The organism is Streptomyces sp. NBC_00306 (assembly GCF_036169555.1).
In the GTDB taxonomy this organism is placed as follows: Bacteria; Actinomycetota; Actinomycetes; order Streptomycetales; family Streptomycetaceae; genus Streptomyces; species Streptomyces achmelvichensis.
This window is the reverse complement of record NZ_CP108032.1, coordinates 8,118,004-8,137,526: the sequence shown is the minus strand read 5'-3', so window position 1 is coordinate 8,137,526 and position 19,523 is coordinate 8,118,004. Positions and strand designations below refer to the sequence as shown.

General features: G+C 67.5%; 19 protein-coding genes and 3 pseudogenes. 9 read left to right on the top strand and 13 right to left on the bottom strand.

Annotated elements, in window-relative coordinates:
- Positions 1 to 137 precede the first annotated feature (137 nt).
- The 3 genes from OHA05_RS36420 to OHA05_RS36410 form a co-directional block, all read right to left on the bottom strand.
- Positions 138 to 1,025 carry an RNA polymerase sigma factor SigF gene (locus OHA05_RS36420; protein ID WP_328863015.1) on the bottom strand — a complete coding sequence of 296 codons (888 nt, stop codon included), beginning with the start codon at positions 1,023 to 1,025 and terminating at the stop codon, positions 138 to 140.
- Positions 1,026 to 1,237: 212 nt separating this feature from the next.
- Complete coding sequence (locus OHA05_RS36415; protein WP_328863532.1) at positions 1,238 to 1,375, bottom strand: ATP-binding protein; 138 nt, start codon at positions 1,373 to 1,375, stop codon at positions 1,238 to 1,240.
- A gap of 349 nt (positions 1,376 to 1,724) precedes the next feature.
- Complete coding sequence (locus OHA05_RS36410) at positions 1,725 to 1,883, bottom strand: hypothetical protein (RefSeq protein WP_328863014.1); 159 nt, start codon at positions 1,881 to 1,883, stop codon at positions 1,725 to 1,727.
- A gap of 145 nt (positions 1,884 to 2,028) precedes the next feature.
- Between OHA05_RS36410 and OHA05_RS36405 the strand changes: the two genes are divergently transcribed.
- Positions 2,029 to 2,259, top strand: coding sequence for a DUF6480 family protein (locus tag OHA05_RS36405; RefSeq protein WP_328863013.1), 231 nt, complete (start codon positions 2,029 to 2,031; stop codon positions 2,257 to 2,259).
- 399 nt (positions 2,260 to 2,658) lie between these two features.
- On the opposite strand, the gene OHA05_RS36400 is transcribed toward OHA05_RS36405, so the two are convergent.
- Positions 2,659 to 2,928 (bottom strand): DUF4190 domain-containing protein, encoded by a 270-nt coding sequence (locus tag OHA05_RS36400; RefSeq protein WP_328863012.1) that lies wholly within the window; start codon positions 2,926 to 2,928, stop codon positions 2,659 to 2,661.
- Between the two features lie 544 nt (positions 2,929 to 3,472).
- Between OHA05_RS36400 and OHA05_RS36395 the strand changes: the two are divergent.
- Positions 3,473 to 3,946: pseudogene (locus OHA05_RS36395) on the top strand (hemerythrin domain-containing protein).
- A gap of 179 nt (positions 3,947 to 4,125) precedes the next feature.
- Here OHA05_RS36395 and OHA05_RS36390 read toward each other — a convergent pair.
- Positions 4,126 to 4,500 carry a VOC family protein gene (locus tag OHA05_RS36390; protein WP_328863011.1) on the bottom strand — a complete coding sequence of 125 codons (375 nt, stop codon included), beginning with the start codon at positions 4,498 to 4,500 and terminating at the stop codon, positions 4,126 to 4,128.
- Positions 4,501 to 5,154: 654 nt separating this feature from the next.
- Between OHA05_RS36390 and OHA05_RS36385 the strand changes: the two genes are divergently transcribed.
- Positions 5,155 to 5,571 carry a CBS domain-containing protein gene (locus OHA05_RS36385; RefSeq protein ID WP_328863010.1) on the top strand — a complete coding sequence of 139 codons (417 nt, stop codon included), beginning with the start codon at positions 5,155 to 5,157 and terminating at the stop codon, positions 5,569 to 5,571.
- A 114-nt stretch (positions 5,572 to 5,685) separates the two neighbouring features.
- On the opposite strand, the gene OHA05_RS36380 is transcribed toward OHA05_RS36385, so the two are convergent.
- Positions 5,686 to 6,012 (bottom strand): plasmid stabilization protein, encoded by a 327-nt coding sequence (locus OHA05_RS36380; RefSeq protein ID WP_328863009.1) that lies wholly within the window; start codon positions 6,010 to 6,012, stop codon positions 5,686 to 5,688.
- 275 nt (positions 6,013 to 6,287) lie between these two features.
- Between OHA05_RS36380 and OHA05_RS36375 the strand changes: the two genes are divergently transcribed.
- From OHA05_RS36375 to OHA05_RS36360, 4 genes and pseudogenes are all read left to right on the top strand, one after another.
- Positions 6,288 to 6,830, top strand: coding sequence for an isochorismatase family cysteine hydrolase (locus OHA05_RS36375; protein ID WP_328863008.1), 543 nt, complete (start codon positions 6,288 to 6,290; stop codon positions 6,828 to 6,830).
- Between the two features lie 428 nt (positions 6,831 to 7,258).
- Positions 7,259 to 7,957: a HemK2/MTQ2 family protein methyltransferase gene (locus OHA05_RS36370; protein ID WP_328863007.1), complete on the top strand. Its 699-nt coding sequence runs from the start codon at positions 7,259 to 7,261 to the stop codon at positions 7,955 to 7,957.
- 109 nt (positions 7,958 to 8,066) lie between these two features.
- Positions 8,067 to 8,876: pseudogene (locus OHA05_RS36365) on the top strand (iron-containing redox enzyme family protein); the annotation flags it as partial.
- A 257-nt stretch (positions 8,877 to 9,133) separates the two neighbouring features.
- Positions 9,134 to 9,505 (top strand): DUF6479 family protein, encoded by a 372-nt coding sequence (locus OHA05_RS36360; RefSeq protein ID WP_328862968.1) that lies wholly within the window; start codon positions 9,134 to 9,136, stop codon positions 9,503 to 9,505.
- Between the two features lie 35 nt (positions 9,506 to 9,540).
- Here OHA05_RS36360 and OHA05_RS36355 read toward each other — a convergent pair whose 3' ends face one another.
- The 6 genes from OHA05_RS36355 to OHA05_RS36330 form a co-directional block, all read right to left on the bottom strand.
- Entirely contained in the window at positions 9,541 to 10,215 is a 675-nt protein-coding gene (locus OHA05_RS36355) for a DUF6766 family protein (RefSeq protein ID WP_328863006.1), read from the bottom strand.
- A 144-nt stretch (positions 10,216 to 10,359) separates the two neighbouring features.
- Entirely contained in the window at positions 10,360 to 10,815 is a 456-nt protein-coding gene (locus tag OHA05_RS36350; RefSeq protein WP_328863005.1) for a hypothetical protein, read from the bottom strand.
- 439 nt (positions 10,816 to 11,254) lie between these two features.
- The gene (locus OHA05_RS36345) at positions 11,255 to 11,680 is read right to left on the bottom strand and encodes an ANTAR domain-containing protein (RefSeq protein ID WP_328863004.1); all 426 of its coding nucleotides are present in this window, start codon (positions 11,678 to 11,680) and stop codon (positions 11,255 to 11,257) included.
- Positions 11,681 to 11,884: 204 nt separating this feature from the next.
- Positions 11,885 to 12,772 carry a SigB/SigF/SigG family RNA polymerase sigma factor gene (locus OHA05_RS36340; protein WP_328863003.1) on the bottom strand — a complete coding sequence of 296 codons (888 nt, stop codon included), beginning with the start codon at positions 12,770 to 12,772 and terminating at the stop codon, positions 11,885 to 11,887.
- A gap of 324 nt (positions 12,773 to 13,096) precedes the next feature.
- A complete protein-coding gene (locus tag OHA05_RS36335; RefSeq protein WP_328863002.1) occupies positions 13,097 to 14,218 on the bottom strand; it encodes an IS630 family transposase in 1,122 nt (373 codons plus the stop codon).
- A gap of 314 nt (positions 14,219 to 14,532) precedes the next feature.
- Positions 14,533 to 14,778, bottom strand: a complete 246-nt coding sequence (locus tag OHA05_RS36330) for a DUF5133 domain-containing protein (RefSeq protein WP_328863001.1) — start codon at positions 14,776 to 14,778, stop codon at positions 14,533 to 14,535.
- A 1,014-nt stretch (positions 14,779 to 15,792) separates the two neighbouring features.
- Between OHA05_RS36330 and OHA05_RS36325 the strand changes: the two are divergent.
- Both OHA05_RS36325 and OHA05_RS36320 read left to right on the top strand, forming a co-directional pair.
- Positions 15,793 to 16,626, top strand: a pseudogene (locus OHA05_RS36325) (Ppx/GppA phosphatase family protein); the annotation flags it as partial.
- A 65-nt stretch (positions 16,627 to 16,691) separates the two neighbouring features.
- Positions 16,692 to 17,500 (top strand): IS5 family transposase gene (locus tag OHA05_RS36320; protein WP_443043805.1). Its coding sequence is split into 2 segments (ribosomal slippage): positions 16,692 to 17,040 and positions 17,040 to 17,500, totalling 810 coding nucleotides; the frame shifts between segments, so codons are not numbered across the junction.
- Positions 17,501 to 18,658: 1,158 nt separating this feature from the next.
- On the opposite strand, the gene OHA05_RS36315 is transcribed toward OHA05_RS36320, so the two are convergent.
- A complete protein-coding gene (locus OHA05_RS36315; RefSeq protein WP_328863000.1) occupies positions 18,659 to 19,093 on the bottom strand; it encodes an ATP-binding protein in 435 nt (144 codons plus the stop codon).
- Between the last annotated feature and the right edge of the window lie 430 nt (positions 19,094 to 19,523).

Sequence of the window (19,523 nt, the reverse complement as noted above, 5' to 3'; positions counted from 1 at the left end):
AGCACGTTGACAACGAACAGCCCGCCGCCACGGATTGAGCGCCGACTACAAAGCTGGCTGCCCACTAAGCCGGCGCGCACTGACGCACAGGTGGAGTCCGTTACCGGCCCGCGGCCTGGCCGCCCGTTGTCACGCTCCTAGCCGCGGGCGAGAAGGCCTTCGCGGAGGCGGGCCAGGGTGCGGCTGAGGAGCCGGGAGACGTGCATCTGGGAGATGCCGAGTTCCTCGCCGATGCGTTCCTGGGTGAGTTCCTGTCCGAACCGCATTTCGATGATCCTGCGCTCGCGGTCGTCGAGGTCCTGGAGCAGCGGCGCGAGGGCGTGCAGGTCCTCGAACAGGTCCATCGCCGGGTCGTCATCGCCCAGGATGTCGGCGTAGCTACGGCCGCCGTCACTCGCGTCCTCTTCACCGGGGGCGGGGGTGTCGATCGAGTTCGCGATGTAGCCGGCCGAGGCGACCAGGCCCTCGATGACTTCCCCTTCCGTCAGGTGGAGGTAGTCGGCGAGCTCCTTGGCCGTGGGATCGCGATCCAGGCGGGGGTTGAGGGTTTCCTTGGCCTTGGCGAGTTCGACGCGCAGCTCCTGCAGCCGGCGCGGGACGTGCACGGCCCAGGTGGAGTCGCGGAAGAAGCGTTTGATCTCCCCCACGATGTAGGGGATGGCGAAGGAGGAGAACTCGACCTCGCGCGTGAGGTCGAACCGGTCGATCGCCTTGATCAATCCGATCGTGCCGACCTGGGTGATGTCCTCCATCTCCCCGTCACCCCGGTTACGGAACCGGCGCACCGCGAACCTGACGAGGGACAGGTTCATCTCGATCAGCGTGTTCCGCGCGTACTGATACTCCGCCGTGCCCTCTTCCAGGACCTGCAACTGGTCGAAGAACAGCTTCGACAGCTGCCGCGCATCCTTCGGGGCGACCTTCGCGGCGTCCTCCACCCACGGCAGCTCCCCGCTCACCCCCGGAACTGAATCAGGAACTGCCAGGTCAGAGAGGGGCGGTGTGGTCAACTGCGGGGACACCATCGTGAGTTCTCCTCGAGGGTGGCGGGCGGTCGTCTCATGAGCGCCTGCCCGAGACCCGACCTCGCACACATAACCAACTGCCGCTCACCCCACCAGGAGCCCGCACGCCAAGCAGTTGACGAACTCCTCAAGCGACAGAGGAGAACGGCATCCGGACACGGATGCGTTTGCCGACCGGCCAGCGCTGCACATCGAACCCCAGCCCGCCCCGGTCACGCCGGCTTGCCGGGCGATCGGATGGCCGGGCTGGAGTCCGTAACAGTGATCTCCAAGGTCCGGCCCGTGAGTTCCAGGTCGAGCAGCATCGGCCCTGGAGCGTACTTGCACGCGTTCGTAATCAGTTCGCTCACCACCAACTCGATCGCGCCCACCGCATGGCGTGCCACCGTGAGCTGTGACTGTCTCGCAGCTGGGTCACGAAGCCGGTAGCGAAGTGCCGCGCCGCGGCGATCGACCCCGAGTCGCCGTCATAGGCGCGGCTCGCCCTCGCGGCCGCGCCTGAACCGTTCGGACCGCAAGCTTGGTCATCTCACCGTGTGCTGCATCGTCAGCCTCGGCATCTCATGTCGTGCCCGTTCCCCGCCATCCTCCCCCGTCACGTCCCATCCCGGGTGGGGCCACTCACCTGCGGCGCTCTCGCCCCGCCCCTGTCGGAAGATACGGCGTGCTCGAGCGCCGGTCTTCGGCGAGGCAGAGGCGTCAGGCGGACGCGTTGGCCACGGTGGCGTGCAGGGCCAGAGCCTGGTCGGCTCCGGTGATATCGAGTAGGCGGTTGAGAGCCGGGGTCGGCGCGGCGACCCGCAGATCGGTCAGCCGGCGCATCCGCAGCAGATTGAGGAAGGTGGACTCGGCGAACACCCTGGACGAAGCCTTAAACGCCAGTACTGATCGCTCGGCTCAGCATTCGGTGAGGCCGAACAGCTTGGGCTCTGGGGCAGCGGGTGCTCGAGACGGACATATGCGTGCAATCGTTTAGCTGCCCCGAGGCGGGCACTCGCTATGCATGAGTGCCCACCCGTCTGACCCCGACCCTCGTACCACCCCCGGACTCGATCCTGGTGGGTCCGTTCCCCCAGGTGAGACGCCGCCCGCAGAAGGGAGCACGGGCTCCGGCGCCGGTCCTCGCGATGAGCAGTCGCGTGGCTGGGGCAAGGGCCCCTTGATAGCCATTCTCGTGGTCGTCGGCCTTGTTGCAGCATTCTTCCTGGCCTACGCGTTGATCCTGGCCCTCTGAGCAAGCCCCATCGGCCCGGGCCGCTGTGCTACTGCATCCTGCGCCAGGAGGCTGACGAGGTCCCGGCCTCAAGCCTTTGGGTCCCACGCCGTACTCGATGACCACGGCGGCAAGCGCGACGACGCCACGGCCCCTCTCCTGCCCATGGCACGGCTAGCCGCTGGCTGATTCGCCGGGGCTCGCCCTGCTCCTTACAGGGGCCGCACTGCGAGCGCCATCCAGCTGTCAGGCCGAGCAGCTGAGCGGGGAATCTCGAGCCATGTGCCCCGTCGCGGGCCTCGTGGCCTCGGTAGGGGAACTGGGAACGGCTGCGTCCCGCCCAAGCGTTCGCCGCGCTCGTCGCCGCTGAAAATCGGTGGCCCTTGGTGATGCTGCCCATCCGGCGCTGTTCGCCGCCGGTCAGATGTGCCAGGTAACGGTGTTGTCAGCCGCTGTCAGTAGAGCAAGAACGACCAGGTCGGCGACGCCGAGTGTAATGCCGAGGTAGGCCCGGTTGCGGTGGGTGGTGCCACGCCGGAGTGCGAGAAGGCCGAGGACGATGGCGGCCGGCCCCAGGAACAGGTTGAAGACCAGGAGTCCGACCAGGCCGAGAATGAAGGATGCCGCGGCCAAACTGTAGGGACTCTGGCGGGACGGCTTCTGCGTTGTCTCCTGGACGCGCTGTGTCATCGGGCCCCCTCGTTCTGGTAGGCAGCGGGCCGTTGAGCTGTGCCGTTGTGGGCCCGGCGCCTGCGCAGACCGTAGATGATCAACCAGCAACCGATGGCAACGGCGGCTACGAGGGTGACAGGGAGAGGCAGATGGGCTGCAGCGCCCACAATGACTCCGAGGACTAGGAAGGCGGCGACAAGAAAGATCATGTGTCTCCCTCCGGAACTGTTGAACACTGCGGATGAATGATTGCCGGGGCCACGAGTGCCCCGGGCTTCACCCCGAAAACTCTGTCCGCCCTGTACCTCGCACTCTGGCTTGAACTGTGCGCCCGCTCGGCTTGGGCCTCTGGTACGTCGGATCCTGCTAGAGCAGCAGTCCTTGCACCTGTGCCCCAGCGCCCGACCCGCCTGGCACGTTCTGCTGGCAGCACGAACATTGGCGTACGGCGTAGGCACGTCGCCTTTCCGGGCCAAGAACCTGTCCCGCCCGCGGCTTGCGCCGGCCCGCTGGGTAGGCGGCATCAGGATGGCGCCGCGCCGCCCGACACAAGGAGGCGTCAGTGGACGGGATCGTGCTGCTTAAGGAAGACCACAAGGCGGTCGAAAAGCTGTTCAAGCAGTTCGAGAAGGCCGGCGACAACGCCCACGCCGAGAAGCGCAAGATCGCAAACCAGGTGATCGATGAACTCACCACTCACACCTGGATCGAGGAGAAGATCTTCTAACCGGCCGCCCGCCAGGCCGCGCCTGACACCAAGGACCACGTCCTCGAGAGCATCGAGGAGCACCACGTCGTGCTGTGGATGCTCTCGGAACTCAAAGGCCTCGATGTGACTGACGAACGCTTCGACGCCATGATGAGCGTCCTGATGGAAAACGTCCGCCACCACGTCGAGGAAGAAGAGAAGGAGTGGTTTCCGGACGTGCGCAAGGCTATGGGCCGCAAACGCCTCACCGAACTCGGCGAGCAGATGGAAGCGGCGAAGAAGGGCGCCCCCGGCGATCCGCTTGCCGTCCCTAGTGCCGATCAGTAGGACCATTCTAGTCCGGCCTACCGCTTCATCAACTGGCCGTCGTCACCTCCCGTGTGGACAAGTCACCGGACGGGCGTCCGGTCCACCGCCCTCGTCGCCCAGCTCAGCCTGCACTCGCAGGTGACGGTTCCCAACGCTCCATCGCTGGTATCCGCCTGCCGGTGCCAAATTGGCGGCATTCAGGCGCCCGGCAGGAAGAGGCAGAACGGATGCCCGTGAGGATCGCAGAGGACCCGCACGTCCTTCTGAGGCTGATACTCCGGCAGCGTCGCGCCCAGGTCGCAGGCCCGTTCGGTCTCCGCCTCCAGATCGTCGACCTGCAAGTCGAGGTGCGCCTGCATCTGCTGAGTGCCTGGGCGCTGCGGCCACCTCGGAGGGATGTGATCGGTTTCCAACTGGAAGCTGAGACTGGGGCCCTCCTGCTCCGGGTCCTTCAGGCGAACCCACTCCGGGTCACGGTCGACTTCTTGCCAGCCGAGTAGAGCCCGGTAGAAGTCGGCCAGCGCGGGAGGGTCGGGAGTACCGAGAACAAAGGCGCCGAGCGTTGTCGTCATGCCTCCAGGCTTGCCGCTGACATCCGCCCTCACGCATCCTTGTGCGCCCACATTCCGCTCGTCGTGACGGCGGACGGAGTTCGTGGAACTCGCCGGTAACGGCAGCGGACGGGTGACTTCGCGGCCGGGTACCCGCGCAGGGTCTCCCTCGTGGTCCGCGCCTTTGTGGGCAGCTCTTGCACGTACGCCCTCCGGCATTGCCGTGCCAGAGGGCGGCCGTGGGCCGGTGGCTACTTCAGCGCGACACAGTGTGATGGGCGTTGGGGACGCAGCGGGTCATGGTCACGTTCTCTACGTTGCGGGGCGGATTTTCGCCGAGGTCCTCGCGGTTCCCGCTCGCCACGCCCGCCTCCAGCCAGTCTTTCAGTGATCGGCAGGGTTTCGGCACACCTACGAGTGACAGCTGCGACTGGGCACGGCCGTAGCATCCGGTTGGCCGCCCCCCATCTCATGTAACTCCTGGCGGTAAGCCGCGAGAGTCCCGACGGCGAGGCCAGGGGCCCGTCGCCCCCCGGAGCCGGCAAGCGTGGCTTGAGCACCCCGCCGAGCGCCGCGCTCGTACGGGTCGCGTCCGGCCCCGCGGCGTTATGGGCCCTGAGCCGGGGGAACCCGTAGTCCGTCGCCATCTATCAGTTTTCGAGAGAGGAAGCGGTCATGACGACGGCTCGAGAGATCATGACGAGCGGTACCGAGTGCATCGGCGCCGACGAGAGTGTTCTGGACGCGGCGAAGAAGATGAAGGACCTCGGCGTCGGTGCGCTGCCGATCTGCGGCACCGACAACAGGCTGAAGGGCATGCTGACCGATCGCGACATCGTCGTGAAGGTGCTCGGCGCAGGCAAGGACCCCGCCTCGGTCAAGGCCGGCGAGCTGGCTCAGGGCGAAGCAGTAACGATCGGTGCCGACGACGACGCCGAGGAAATCCTGCGCACCATGATCCAGCACAAGGTCCGCCGACTGCCCGTCATCGACGGACACGACCTGGTCGGCATGGTCGCCCAGGCCGACGTCGCCCGCGCCCTGCCCGACCCGAAGGTCGGCGACCTCCTCGAAGCCCTGTCGACGGACTGACTCCCTGGCGCCCGGCGCCCCGCCCGGGCGGCCGGACGCGAGGCATGCAGACAGCCGCGGCAGCTGCGCGCTCAAGGCGCGCAGGCTGCCGCGGCGTATGTGGCCGGGCCGCAGTCAGCGGCCGACGGCCTTTTGCAGCTGCTGCTTGTTCATCGAGGAACGGCCCTCGATGTTCTTCTTCTTCGGCTCCGCGTACAGCTGGTCCCTCGTCGGGCCCTGCGAACCGCTGTGAGAGCGCTCACCACCGCGCTGGGAGGCGGACTTCTTGTCCTTCGCGGACGTCTTGCTCGCCGTCTTCGACTCCCCCGACCTGGCGCGCTCCTTGTTGACCGTCCGGGACGCGATCTCCTTCGCCCGGCCGGCCGAGGCACCGCGCTTCTCGGCGCCTTCCTTGATGCGCTCGTACTGACGCTCCCGCTTGGGACTGGAACCAGCCGGCATGACACCTCTCCTCACCGTCGAAGGACTCAGCAGACCCGACGGCCCACCTCACCCAGCGCCTTCCCGCGACCACCCACCGCATGCCCGGCCCAGCGGCCACCTCACCACTCCAGCCGAAGACCGTCCCGACCGCGACACCGAAAGCGCCGACCGAGGGACGGCACCTGAACGGTTGGCGCATACGGCTGTGCCCAGCGCCTTGCCGGACGGCGCGAGGCAGCCGAGATCTACTCGGGGAAGCTGCAGGCCGAACGGAACAGCGAGATCATTGGGGCATGAGTCGCAGGAGAAGCGCCGTCATCGTGATCGACATGATCAACACGTACGACCATGCCGATGCGGAGCTGCTGCTCCCTTCTGTGGAGAAGGCGATTCCTCCCATGGTGGACTTGATCGGACATGCTCGGGCGCAGCAAATTCCCGTCATCTACGTCAACGACAACTTCGGCGAATGGCGCTCGCATCACGGCGAGATCCTCGAGACGGCGCTCGCCGGGCCGCATGCCGATCTGGTCGAGCCGCTGCGTCCCGACGACGCGTCCCTGTTCGTCGTCAAAGCACGGCACTCGATCTTCTACGAAACCCCCCTGGCGTACCTACTGAGCCAGCTCGAGGTCGGTAACGTTGTGCTGTGCGGGCAGGTCACCGAACAATGCGTCCTGTACTCCGCTCTCGACGCCCACATCCGCCACCTGAAGGTCACCGTCCCCCAAGACGCCGTTGCACACATCCACGCCGACCTGGCCGAAGCGGCCCTGCAGATGATGCGCATCAACATGAACGCCGACATCGTGAACAGCAGCTCAGTCACATTCTGAGCCCTCAGCAGGATGCCTCGGCGAGCTGAGTGCGCGCTTCAGGTCGCCGCCGTGCACTAGACCAGCCACAGCGGGGAGACCGCGTAGCCGGTTGATGCCGGCGCCGTGGGCCACCGTGACTCTCCACCTGGTGATCATGTGCCGACAGTGGCCGCGGCCGGTGTGCTCGGATCAGGAGGTGTGGCTTCGACGCTGCGGCATCGGCGGACAAGGGTCGTACAAGAGCACCACGTTCAGCGTCTCTGATCTCCTGCAGGCTCTTTTGCATCGATGCCACCTTCGGTGGTGAGGAGGCCCGTCTCACTGGGCACTCGTGCACCACGGCGGATCCTCAGGTGGGGACGCAGCCACCCGCACATTTGGCCGCCCGCGAAGCGATGCCGTCCAGCAACGTCCTCCAGGGACGCAAATTGCAGAGGTGATTGTGGATGCAGGGCCTTGTGGACGGAACCGGTCTGGGGTGCCGCGTATGGGTGCCACCGCGCGTGTACGCACCCCAGGAGGACACCTTCCTCCTTGCGGACGCCCTGGGGCGCCTCCCGCTGGCACCGGGTGCTGACGTGCTGGACGTCGGGACCGGAACGGGTGCCCTGGCCCTGGCCGCAGCTCGGCGCGGAGCGAGGGTGACCGCCGTCGACCGTGCCCGGCGGGCCGTGGTGACCACCCGTGTCAACGCGGCCCTCGCCGGACTGCGGGTCCAGGTGCTGCGCGGCGACCTGCTGGAGCCCGTCGCGCACCGCCGGTTCGATGTCGTCCTCAGCAATCCGCCGTACGTACCGGCGCCCGAGCCGGGGCTGCCTCGCCGAGGGCCCTCGCTCGCCTGGGACGCCGGACACAGCGGCCGGGCGCTGGTGGACCGGATCTGCGACGGCGCGGCGGGCGTGCTGCGGCCAGGAGGTGTGCTGCTGCTGGTGCATTCCGGCCTGTGCGGTGTGCCGCCGACCCTGGAGCGCCTGGGCCGGGCCGGTCTGCGCGCGACGGTGGAGGACCGCCGCTATGTGCCCTTCGGACCGGTGCTGCGTTCGCGAAGGAAGTGGCTGGAGATACAGGGGCTGATCGGGCCCGGTGAGGAGAAGGAAGAGCTCGTGGTGATTCGTGCGGAGCGCGCCGAGGAGGCCGGGAAGTGACAGCCGTGCAGACCTCCGGACAGCCGTCGAGGGCGGAACGGCCCGCCGACAGGACCGACGACGGGCGGTCGGCCGGGCCCGCCTTGCCCGAGCACCGGGGTGACCTGTCGGATTCGCGGGTGTCGATCCGGACTGGGAGTGGGATCCCGAACTGCTGCGGCTGCGCGGCGCAATGGAGCAGCGCTTCCTGACCGCGCTCCGTGCCGACGTACCCCGGCGCGAGAGCGTGACGGAAGCGCTGGAGGAGATCCTGGTCGAGCCGGTCGACGGCGCCGGGACCTCGCACTACCTGAAGGACGAGGGCGAGGTGTGGCAGCTGCGCGAGTACGCAGCCCAGCGCTCGCTCTACCACCTCAAGGAGGCCGACCCGCACGCCTGGGTCATCCCCCGGCTGTGGGGCAGGGCGAAGGCGGCCATGGTCGCGGTGGAGTACGACGAGTTCGGTGCGGGCCGCGCGGAGCGTGTGCACGCCCAGCTGTTCGCCGACCTGATGGCGGATCTCGGCCTGGACACGTCATACGGGCACTACGTCGACGCGGCGGCCTCCGAGATGCTGACGCTCGCCAATCTGATGTCCCTGTTCGGGCTGCACCGAGCGCTGCGCGGGGCCCTGGTGGGGCACTTCGCGGCCGTCGAAGTGACGTCGTCGCCCGGCTCACGCCGGATGGCCGCGGCCATGCGGCGGCTGGAGGCGGGCCCGGCCGCCGTCCACTTCTACGCGGAGCACGTGGAGGCGGACGCGGTGCACGAGCAGGTGGTGAGGCGTGAGGTGATCGCGGGGCTCCTCGAGGAGGAACCGTGGCTGGAGGCGGACGTGGCCTTCGGCATCGACGCGACGGAGTGGGCCGACGCCAGGCTGGGCGACCGGCTGCTGAGGTCGTGGCGCAAGGGGGAGTCGACTCTGCGCAAGCCGCTGTGAGGCCGGTGGCGGGGAGCTGGGCTGGATCAGCGGGTCGGGGGCGGTGTCGACCGCTCCCGAACTGAGTCGCGCGAGGACGTGCCCGTGCTGGTTCAGCACGACCTCGTCATGGCAGCAGTCGACATCGCAGTAGCCCGGCCGGCGGGATTGTTCGTGGCGGTACGGCTTGGTGAGGGGCCACGACTCACGGATCCCTTTTTCACTCCGTCGATGCCATGGATGCGCGATATATGGCCGGGTCGGGGTACCCATGGTTCATGAGTCCTTTCCTCCGGCCGGCCGACGACGGGCACAGGCTCGCCGCCGGTGACGGCGCTCCCGCAGTCATCGTCTTCGTCCTGATCGCCGCCGCTCTCCTCGTCCTGCTCGTCGGGGTGGTCTGGCGGGTGGGTGCACGCCGGGGCCGGGCCCGGCCTCCCCGTCCCGAGGAACAGCCCCGGCGGCCCGCACAGCGGTCTCACGTCGAGGCCCGGCGGGAGCCCGAAGACTTCGGGGCGGACGGGGAACGGCTGACACCCCATGAGCTCGGCGGCTACGGGAACCAGGGATCGAGGCCCGCCCCCGGCGGCAGGCGGCGCGACGCCGACGAATCCGGCGGCTCCTTCGGCAGCGGCGGCCTCGGCGGCTGACAGCCCGATAGGGCCTGATCCGCGCGCTGTCGGTATTAGCCTTCGATGCCGGTGGAGTGGTGCGGGGCGCCGACCGGCTTGGACTCGGGCGATCCCCGTTGGCGGAGGTAGACCGACAGGATTGCCATCGAGGCGACAGCGAGCAGCTCGGATTGCCAGTTCTGAAGGGTGCGGCTCCAGAAGTCGGCGGAGGCCAGGTACTCGCTCCAGGAGATCGGAGCCTGCAGTTGTCGCAGGCGCTCCCCGTTGTAGGCCGCTGTGCCGGCGATGGATTGCGCCAGCCACGACAGCAGAAATATTGAGGCCATCACCAGACCGAGGGACCGTGAGTACAGGGTGCGTCGCCAGCCCTCGGCCGCCGCCCAACGGGGGGACTGTTCGGTGGCGAACTCCCCCACCTGCTGTTCCTGATCGGTCTCCGTTCCGGCCTTGTGCAGCTCCTTCGACTCGGGAGAGCCGCGCTGGAGCAGGTACACGGTGCCGAAGATGTAGAGGAAGAACTGCAGATACTCCGACTGCCAGTTCTCCGTGACATCGACCGCGAAGTCGGACGTCGTCAGGTACGGGAGGAAGCCGATCTGCTGCAAGCCATCGACGGCGAGCTGCTGGTTGAACTCGGCACGGCCCGCGATCGCCTGGCCGGCGAGTGTCAGCACAAACGCGAGGCCGAATACGAGGCCCAGACTGTTGTCACGCAGCCAGCGGCGCATGGCCTGCCCCCTTCCCCCGCCGCCCTTGGCGGGCAGTCGCTTCGCCGGGCCCGATCATCGCTGCATCAGCCCCACCGCGATGAAGTAGGCCAAGCCGCCATAGACCACAGCGAGACAGAGCACGAACATCACGCGCATCGCCGCTCAACCGCCCTTGATCACGCACTGGTAGGGGCGGCCGGGCTCGGGCCGACAGCCGGCCGCAACGACCTTCCACCCGCCGGTGAACCGCGACAGGAACAACGTGTCCCCCGCCGCGACCACCCGGGCCTCCTGGCCATAGACATCCATCCCGTCGACAGCACCAGCCGGCGGCAACCCCAAACCGGCGGCTGCCTCGGCGCACGGCTGATGCTCCGAATCCTCCAGCTCACTGCGCGTACCCGACGCCAATGCCGCACAGAGCGAAGCACCGTCCCGCGCAGCCGCCGCGGCGTCGAACCCCTCCACCGCCGATCTGACCGCCACCTCGCGCTCATCGACCGAGCCGCACCCCACCAGCACCCCGACAAGGGCAACGGCGCCGCACACCCCGCCACACAGACGGGCCCACCGTCCGGACTTCCACGCCTCCGGCTGCAACCATGGAGAAAGGATCACGCATTGACTGCTGCCCGCTGCGAGGCGGCATCAAGCCCTCTGCGCTCGGGCATGAGGCGAACGCAGCAGCCCGTGATGGCGAGACGTGCCTGGCCGCCCGGTATCCGCTGCTGAGCGCATCGACTTGACCACCCTGGACCGCCTGAGAGGCGAGGGTGCGTGGTGAACCTCGACGATGGGGCCGGGAACCGCGGTCAGTCCTCGCCCAGCACTATCGTGGTGCTCTCAGAGTCTGTATCCCGTTGCTCCGGTACGGCAGGGACGTCCTCGCCCAGGAGCGCCGGCTCGCAGGTGCGGACGGGGTCCCCGCTCAAGTGTTGACTGGATATCAGGCCGCTCTCTGTAGTTGACCCGTTCACGGTCCAACGCCTTCTTCCGTGATCTCACCGGCACTCCGAAGTACGGCCCCACCCTGTGCGGGTACCCCGCACGGCTCACCTCAGCCAGCGCAGAGCGGACCGGGACGCCCCTCCCGGGCTTCCCTCCCCCGGACGGCTTCCTCCAAGGCGATACGGACACCGAGATGCAGCTCACCGCTCTCGGCCCAAGCCGTGAGGAGTTGAGAAACCAGGTGCAGCTTGCTGTTGGTGCGCTGCGTGACTTCGCGCAGCACGTTCCATGCCTCATTCGCAGGCAGACGGCCCAGGGCCATCACGATGCCCATCGCCTGATCGATCACCGCCGTGGGAGAGGCAAGCGCCTGCCGCAACTGGTCCACTTCCTCCCGCAGCGCCGCCGCCTCCGCAGCATCAACGGGGGAATCGCCTGCAGGGGGCGGGTCCTCGAGCCAGATCTCGGTATTGGCTGCGGGCCGTGGGGTGGCAGCTGCATGCCGGTTAGATCGCACGGTCAGCGGGTTGCCCATCGCACCGTTCCTCTCATGCACTGGGGTCGCCAGCGTTGACGCTGACCAACCCCCGACTCGCAACGCGATTACCCCCGTCCACGTCACCCACCCGTACAGGCTGGCTGGCGAGTAACTCCGGGCTGGGCAAGAATCCGTCCCAGTCCCCCGCCGGTGGTGGCGGATGTCGGGCCGCCGTGTCCTCCCCTGGCCCCGAAGTGGCCACTAGCCAGGGAGAAGGCCGGTACGGAGCTTTGTCAGGGCGCGTGCCAGAAGGCGGGAGACGTGCATCTGAGAGATGCCGAGTTCCTCGCCGATGCGGACCTGGGTCAGGTCCTGCCAGAAGCGCATTTCGATGATCTTCTGCTCGCGGTCGTCCAGCTCGTGCAGCAGGGGCGCCAGGGTGTGCAGGTTCTCGAACAGCTCCATGGCGGGGTCCGGTTCACCGGCGGTGTCCGCGTGACTGCGCCCTGTCTCCCGGGGGCCCTCGTCGTCTCCAGGGGTGGGCGTGTCGAGAGGGTCGGCGATGTAGGCGTTGGCGGCGACCAGGCCCTCCTCGACTTCCTGTTCGGAAAGATTGAGGTGGGCGGCGAGCTCCCTGATGTTCGGGTCGCGGTCCAGCTCGTTGGACAGGTGCTCCTTCGCTTTGGCCAGCTCGGTCCGCAGCTCCTGCAGACGGCGGGGGACGTGGACAGCCCAGGTGGAGTCGCGGAAGTAGCGCTTGATCTCGCCCTCGATGCAGGGAATCGCAAAGGAGGAGAAGACGACTCCGCGGGTCAGGTCGAACCGGTCGATGGCCTTGATCAGACCGATCATGCCGACCTGGGTGATGTCCTCCCTCTCGCCGTCGCCGCGGTTGCGGAACCGGCGGACTACGAAATCCACCAGCGACAGGTTCATCTCGATAAGGGTGCTGCGGACGTACTGGTACTCGCCGGTGCCCTCCTCGAGGGCCTGGAGACGGTCGAAGAAGATCATGGACAGATCGCGTGCGTCGAGCGGCGCGATCTTGCCCGCGTCCTCCACGCGCGGCAGCGCTCCTCCTGCTTCCGTCGCACGCGCGGAAGCCGCCGGGTCAGCAGAAGGAGATCCGGTCAGCTGCAGGGCGGTCATCACGGTTCACCTCGCCGTCGGTGGACTTATGCCTACCAGGGCCCCTGCCCCGCTCCCGGCGCCGCACACCGATCGAAGCCGCCGCGGTGGGACTTTCCAGCATGCGACGGCCCATGGCGTGGCGCATCATCGAAGTGTCTCCGGCCAACTCTCCCGAGGCCGCCGGAGTCGTGGGGTAGCACCCGGGATGCGGCCGGTCACCGTGTCCCGGGCTTCACCATGCCGCGCAGCCGCCGCTGAAAAGCAGAGGCCCCGGCACCGGGAGAGGTGCCGGGGCCGCCGGGGCACAGGCGAGCGAAAGTAGATGCCGGTGCGAGCTACACGCTAGTGCCCTGCGCCAGAGATCCGTTGGCAGAAGCGGGCGAGTGAATCGAGGATCTCTTCGGCTGTCTTGGTCCAAGTGAACGGGGTCGGGTTCTCGTTCCACTGTTTGACCCAGGCGCGGATGTCGGCTTCCAGGGAGCGCACACTCTTGTGGGCACCGCGGCGGATCTTCTGGTCTGCGAGGAAGCCGAACCATCGCTCCACCTGGTTGATCCAGGAGGAACCGGTGGGCGTGAAGTGCAGGTGGAACCGCGGGTGTTTGGCCAGCCACGTCTTGATGGCCGGGGTCTTGTGGGTGCCATAGTTGTCGCAGATCAGATGGACCTGAAGGTGCTCGGGGACCTCTTTGTCGATCTTGATGAGGAACTTCTTGAACTCCGCGGCCCGGTGCCGACGGTGCAGTGAGGTGATGACTTCGCCAGTCGCGACGTCAAAGGCCGCGAACAAGGTGGTCAGACCGTTGCGGACGTAATCGTGAGTGCGGCGCTCGGGCATGCCGGGCATCATCGGCAGCACAGGCTGAGAGCGATCCAAGGCCTGGATCTGAGACTTCTCGTCCACCGACAGCACCACCGCTCCTTCGGGCGGGTTGAAATACAGCCCCACCACGTCGTAGACCTTCTCCACGAACAGCGGATCGGTCGACAGCTTGAACGTGTCGCTCAAATGCGGCTTGAGCTGGAACCTGCGCCAGATCCGGCCCACCGTCGACTTCGACAAGCCACTGCGGTCCGCCATCGACGAACGCGACCAGTGAGTGGCGTTCTTCGGGATTTCCTCCAGCGTGCTGACCACGACCGCCTCCACCTGGTCCACGCTGATGGTGGGCGGCCGGCCCGGCCGAGGCTCATCCACCAGCCCGTCCAACCGTGCGGCCAAAAACCGGCGACGCCACTTGCGGACCGTGTCCGCCGCGATATGTAACTCGCGTGCCACCACGACAATCGGCGGCACGTCAGCACCATCACATGCCAACACGATGCGGGCCCGCAAGGCCACCGCCTGCGCGGATGACGCCCTACGAGCCCAACGCTCCAACACCACACGCTCATCAGGCGACAACAACAACGGTTCCAACTTCGGACCACGACGTGACACCGGCACATCCCCAGAAGCACTCATAAACGAATTAACGACGGATCTCTGGCGCAGGACACTAGCGACCAGCGGATCCTCACGGCTGAGGCGCGCTCGGGCACTTGTGCCGAGCCTCGGCTGCCACACGGCTCGCTCTCCGCATCCATCCGGCCTGACGCGTAACGCTCAGGGGGCAGCTCGCGTTGAACACACGCCGGAGCGGCCCACCTACCCGGGTACGCCGCTCCGGCTTCCCAGGCTGCGCCGGGAATTGTGCCGCCCAGCGCCGGCACTACACTCTGCGCCGCCGTCACTGGACTGTGCGCGCACCGGCGCCCACGGCAGACGGGTGTGAGCGGTCAGCTCGCGGCGAACAGAGATTCGCCCTCGGGACGGGCGCGGCCCGCGGCTGGGCGAGCTAGCCGACGGCGGGCGGCGATCAGCGCCGCATCCACATCCCGCGTGCCGGTAGAAACGCACAGGGTGTACGCGACGTCTTCCATCCGCTGCCGCACCTGTGGACTGCCCTTTTCGGCGTGCAGCGCATACAGCGTCTCGTAGTGCTCCACCAGATCCTTCAACACCGCAGGGTGAGCAAGAAGCATGAGCTGCCTCCATCCACGCGAACCGATACCGCGAAGCGAATACCCCCTACAGCATCCTTCACTCAGCCGTCTGCCGCTCCCCCGCGAGGCTGCGTAGGCCCCTGCAGCGACCTGCCGTTTCCGGTAGTCGCGCGTGATCGCTCCCGGGTAGAGGCGGCGTCGGTGAGAACAGCCGCGACCCGGCATTGGCGCTTTGATCAGCAGTGGCGGGGCGTGCTTCGGGGCGGGAGCGACCTGCGTGGCGGCAGGTGTCCCCTCGGCGGCAATCTTCTTGTCGTCGCCCTTGTCGTCGCTGTTGCATGCAGCAGGCACCCGGCGGCGGTGGCTGCGACGCGGAGTCTGCGCATGGTCCCCCCAGGACGTTGCGTGATGAGGGGGACATCATCGGGCACGTGGGGGCGGTTGCGAGGTAAACGGCAAAGACCGTGTACGAGGTTTTCGCCGATGGTCGGCGGACGGTACCTGGAGCCGGCTGCTGGCTCATGACTTTGGCTCCCCCTATTTCGCGGACACGAAGCTGGTGGACGGAATGCAGAAATAGCCAGGTGGCAGCGACGGCAAAAGCTCGACATCGCATCCGGACGCGAAAAGCGCATGCTGGAGGAGAAGGGCATGCCCAGGGCCCTGGGCATGCCCGCCAGGGGTGTGGGCCAGTTCTGAGCGGTCCTGGCCCACACCCCCAGGCACGCCAGGGCTGCATCCATCGGTTACCGACGTCGGCCACACCCCTCGCGCCGGTGATCAGCGAACGATGGAGCCCGGCTGGCTTGCCGAAGCGCTCATGGGCGGGCTACCGGGAGATGCCGAGCAGAGCCGATCTGGGTCCACGTGTCGCCAGCGCCCCAGCTGCACACACTTCGAGACGGCAGCGCCGGGTTCGAGAGATCCGGATTTCGTGTATTTACGGATGGTGACGATACGCTTACGCCGCCGGATCGGCGTAGCCGTCGCGCCGTCATCGGGCCGTCGGAGAAGGCCGGTCCGGTCCGATCGGGGCGGCCGCCAGGGGAGGCGATGGGATTGCGGCAGGCGGGTGTGCTCGATGTTGGATGCCATAGTGCTCTGCTGACGGTGGTACGACAGCATCCGGGGATGCTGCTGGAGCCGGTGTTCTCCCGCAAGGTGCGGCTGAGACTGCACGAAGCCCTAGATCGCAAGGGGCGGCTGGACATGACCGGTGTGAGGAGCGTCGAGCGGGCCGTGGCCGAGGCTGGCGCCGCGGACCCGCAGCTGCGCGAACGGGATGTGTTCGCGTTCGCGACTTCCGTCATCCGGGATGCGCCCAACCGCGACGAAATCATCGCGCGCGTGGCACGCACCACGGGAACCCGTCTGCGCGTGCTGGCCGGGGAGGAGGAGGCGCGGTTGGCCTACGTCGCCGCCCGCCTGTGGGCGGGCCCGACTAGTGGGCAGCTGCTGGTCCTGGACATCGGTGGCGGCACCGTCGAGATCGCCTCCGGCACGGGAGAACAGCCCCGCGCCGTCCATTCGCTGCCGCTGGGGGCCCGCAGGATCACAAGGAGCTGGCTTCCCGGCGGCACCGCGCAGTCCGGACGCCGCTTGGCTGAGGTCCTACACCACCTCTGCCGGTCTTTGGAAGTCGTTGCCGACCTGCCGCAGGCCGAACCGGGTGGGCGGGTGCTGGCCTGTTCCAAGACCTTCGAACAGCTCGCCCGGCTCGCAGCTGCCAGGGGCAAGGCCCCGCGAGCCGGAAGGCAGCTGACGCTGTCCCAACTACACACGGCGGTCTCCGTGCTGGCCGACGCGGGACCGTCCCCGCGCGCCAAACTGCCGGGCATCTCCCGGCACCGCGTCGAACAGTCCCTGGCCGGAGCCCTGATCGCACAGGCCCTCATGGAATCCTGCGGGGCTAAGAAGCCATCTCATTTGGGTGACTCGGTAGTCTGTGAGTCATGGTGGGGATCGTTGAGCGGTTGGTGCCGGACGAGTTGTGGGAGTTGTTCCAGCGGGTGGTACCGGAGGCGCCGTCGCGGCCGCAGGGCGGTGGTCGGCGTCGGCACGGCGACCGGGAAGTGCTGGCGGCGATCGTCTTCGTGGCGACATCGGGTTGCACCTGGCAGCAGCTGCCTTCGGCGTCGTTCGGCCCGTCCGGAGCGACCGCCCACCGGCGGTTTGCGGAGTGGTCCAAGGCCAGGGTGTGGGCCAAACTCCACCGCCTGGTCCTCGACGAACTCGGTGCCCGCGGCGAGCTGGACTGGTCGAGGTGCGCGATCGACTCGGTGAACATGCGGGCCCTGAAAAGGGGGACCTGACAGGTCCGAATCCTGTCGACCGGGGCAAGTACGGCTCGAAGATCCACCTGATCACGGAACGATCGGGTCTGCCCATATCCGTCGGCATTTCCGGGGCCAATCTGCACGACAGCCAGGCCCTGATCCCGCTCGTGAAGGGCATCCCGCCCATCCGCTCGCGCCGCGGCCGGCGACGGCGCAAGCCCGCCAAACTCCACGCCGACAAGGGCTACGACTACGCCCACCTGCGGAAATGGTTACGCACGCGCGGCATCACCCACCGCATCGCCCGCAAGGGAGTCGAGTCCTCACAACGGCTGGGCCGCCATCGCTGGACCGTGGAACGCACCATGGCCTGGCTCGCCGGCTGCCGCCGCCTCCACCGACGCTACGAACGCAAAGCCGACCACTTCCTCGCCTTCACCAGCATCGCCTGCACCCTCATCTGCTACCGCAGACTCGCCAAATGAGATGGCGTCTAAGAGCGTCGAGATCTGCCCCTGGTCTACCCGGGAAGGGCTACTGCTCGAACACCTCGGTGTGCCCACATCACCATCGGGCGCCCCCGCTTCGTCAGCTGATACCAACAAGCGTCGAAGCCGGCATCCACACCATCACGGTGGCCACTACGAAGAAGCATGAATCAACCGGGGGCTTGTCGTGGCGGGCGCCCTCGGTGATAGCCAAATGCTGCGTGAACTCTTGGATGCGGGCCAGGCTCGCGGCTGTGCTCGACACCCAGACGGACCTGCTCTCCCTCCTGGACCAGGCCGGAACGGGGCCCTTCGAAGCCCCCGTCGTCTGTGCCTGATGAGGGGTTGTCCGTACGCTGGGACGGCACCCCGCGGAGAAGGGACGGATCCGGTGAACTGCGCCGAAGAGTGCTGGAGTTGCGGAGATCTGGCGCGGCCCGATCTCACGGCCGGCTGCGACGGGCGGCTCATACCGGCACACCTTGAGGAGCTTGCCCGGCCGTACGTACCAGGCTCAGGCGACGAGTCACACCCGCTCGGGCAGCGGTGTGAACGGGTCGGCGCGGTCGTGATCGCCGCGACCCTCGAACTGGTGCAGCATCCCGTTGACATGGACGACCACAAGGTGCGGTCCCGACGCCGATACGCGTGCCGCCCGCAGGACCGAACGCTCCCCTCCTCCTGGCACAAACCGCCGAACGAGAATAGGTCGAGGCGCGTCTCCACCGGGCTTTCGGGCACCGGGGGCGCTCGGGGTGACCGGCCGCCCGGAGGACCTCGGGGCGACAGAGAAGGCCGGGGTCGCGGAGGATCCGCTTGCATCGCCGTCGCCGCCCGAGAGCCGTCCCAGTACCAGGATCGCGACCACCGCCAAGGCCACCACCCCAAACCCGTAGCGCGCCCGTCCAGCCACTACGCCCGCCCCCATCCGGCGTCAGCGCTCGCGCTCTCGATGCCATAGAACTCACCACCCGGCCGGCCCGGGACGTTCCGGAAAGACCTGCCCACCTACACCCAAGACCTGCAGGCTGCCTGGAGGTCCGTCTACGCACACACCTTCAGACACCCCACATTCAGTGGCCTCAATGTATTGGTCGAGACCTCGCTGACGGGCAGGAGCCTCCGGCCGGCGCGCTGAGCCAGTGGGAGCCGGTCTCAGGTGATGGCGGTCCGTAGGGGCAAGAGGACCCGGATACGTTTTCCTGCAGGCTCGCGGTGGACTTCGAAACCGTCGCACACGGCCCGCACGATTTCGAGACCGTGCTGCCCTACGCGGCCTGGATCGGCAGCCATGACCACGGGCATCGTCGTACTGGTATCCGAGACCGTGATCTCCAGCTTCCCGCCAGCGAACTCCAGATCCAGCGACGTAGGGCCGGGCGCGAACTTGCATGCGTTGGTGACCAGTTCGCTGACCACCAGCTGCAGCGAACCAATCGCCTCCCGCTCTGTCGCAACGCCGTGATGGTCGTGGAGCTGCGCGACAAAACGGGTGGCAAAGTACCTTGCTGCTGCGATTGACTCCGAGGTCCCGTCGTACGTCGCTCCCGCGCGCACAGCGTGCATGGCCCCGTAGCCACTGTCCTTCATGGTCGCCTCGGTCCTCGTCGTGATGTACCGGCTCTCTCAGTACGCCTGCCCCGTCGATGCCGCTATGTGCCTTCTCGTCCCAAGCACGGCACAGGACACCATTGGCATCTGTACGAGACGCTCAGGCCAGTCCTCCTGCACCGTGTCTCGGACCTGCAGCGTCTGGTCAGCACCCGAGCAGGCCCTCACGGGCTGCGACGACGCGGCGGTACGGAAATCGGTGGCGTGACGGGTGTGGAGCAGGAGGTTGAGAAGGGAGCAATCGGCGAAGGTGCTCCCTGCCGCGTCCAAGACCACCACGTCGTGCATGCCCGCGGCCGCGGACAGGGCCTCGTCCACTGGAGGCATCGTGGTGAGTCGATCTCACCATGCGCGCCAGCGGCCCAATGCCGGCAAGTGCTGGGCGACCAGGGTGCTCTCGGTGGCGCTT

Coding starts and splice junctions, on each gene's coding strand:
- OHA05_RS36420 (WP_328863015.1), bottom strand. CDS start 1,025: ATGGTGTCCCCGCAGTTGACCACACCGCCCCTCTCTGACCTGGCAGTT.
- OHA05_RS36405 (WP_328863013.1), top strand. CDS start 2,029: ATGAGTGCCCACCCGTCTGACCCCGACCCTCGTACCACCCCCGGACTC.
- OHA05_RS36400 (WP_328863012.1), bottom strand. CDS start 2,928: ATGACACAGCGCGTCCAGGAGACAACGCAGAAGCCGTCCCGCCAGAGT.
- OHA05_RS36390 (WP_328863011.1), bottom strand. CDS start 4,500: ATGACGACAACGCTCGGCGCCTTTGTTCTCGGTACTCCCGACCCTCCC.
- OHA05_RS36385 (WP_328863010.1), top strand. CDS start 5,155: ATGACGACGGCTCGAGAGATCATGACGAGCGGTACCGAGTGCATCGGC.
- OHA05_RS36380 (WP_328863009.1), bottom strand. CDS start 6,012: ATGCCGGCTGGTTCCAGTCCCAAGCGGGAGCGTCAGTACGAGCGCATC.
- OHA05_RS36375 (WP_328863008.1), top strand. CDS start 6,288: ATGAGTCGCAGGAGAAGCGCCGTCATCGTGATCGACATGATCAACACG.
- OHA05_RS36370 (WP_328863007.1), top strand. CDS start 7,259: ATGCAGGGCCTTGTGGACGGAACCGGTCTGGGGTGCCGCGTATGGGTG.
- OHA05_RS36360 (WP_328862968.1), top strand. CDS start 9,134: ATGAGTCCTTTCCTCCGGCCGGCCGACGACGGGCACAGGCTCGCCGCC.
- OHA05_RS36355 (WP_328863006.1), bottom strand. CDS start 10,215: ATGCGCCGCTGGCTGCGTGACAACAGTCTGGGCCTCGTATTCGGCCTC.
- OHA05_RS36345 (WP_328863004.1), bottom strand. CDS start 11,680: ATGGGCAACCCGCTGACCGTGCGATCTAACCGGCATGCAGCTGCCACC.
- OHA05_RS36340 (WP_328863003.1), bottom strand. CDS start 12,772: ATGACCGCCCTGCAGCTGACCGGATCTCCTTCTGCTGACCCGGCGGCT.
- OHA05_RS36335 (WP_328863002.1), bottom strand. CDS start 14,218: ATGAGTGCTTCTGGGGATGTGCCGGTGTCACGTCGTGGTCCGAAGTTG.
- OHA05_RS36330 (WP_328863001.1), bottom strand. CDS start 14,778: ATGCTTCTTGCTCACCCTGCGGTGTTGAAGGATCTGGTGGAGCACTAC.
- OHA05_RS36315 (WP_328863000.1), bottom strand. CDS start 19,093: ATGAAGGACAGTGGCTACGGGGCCATGCACGCTGTGCGCGCGGGAGCG.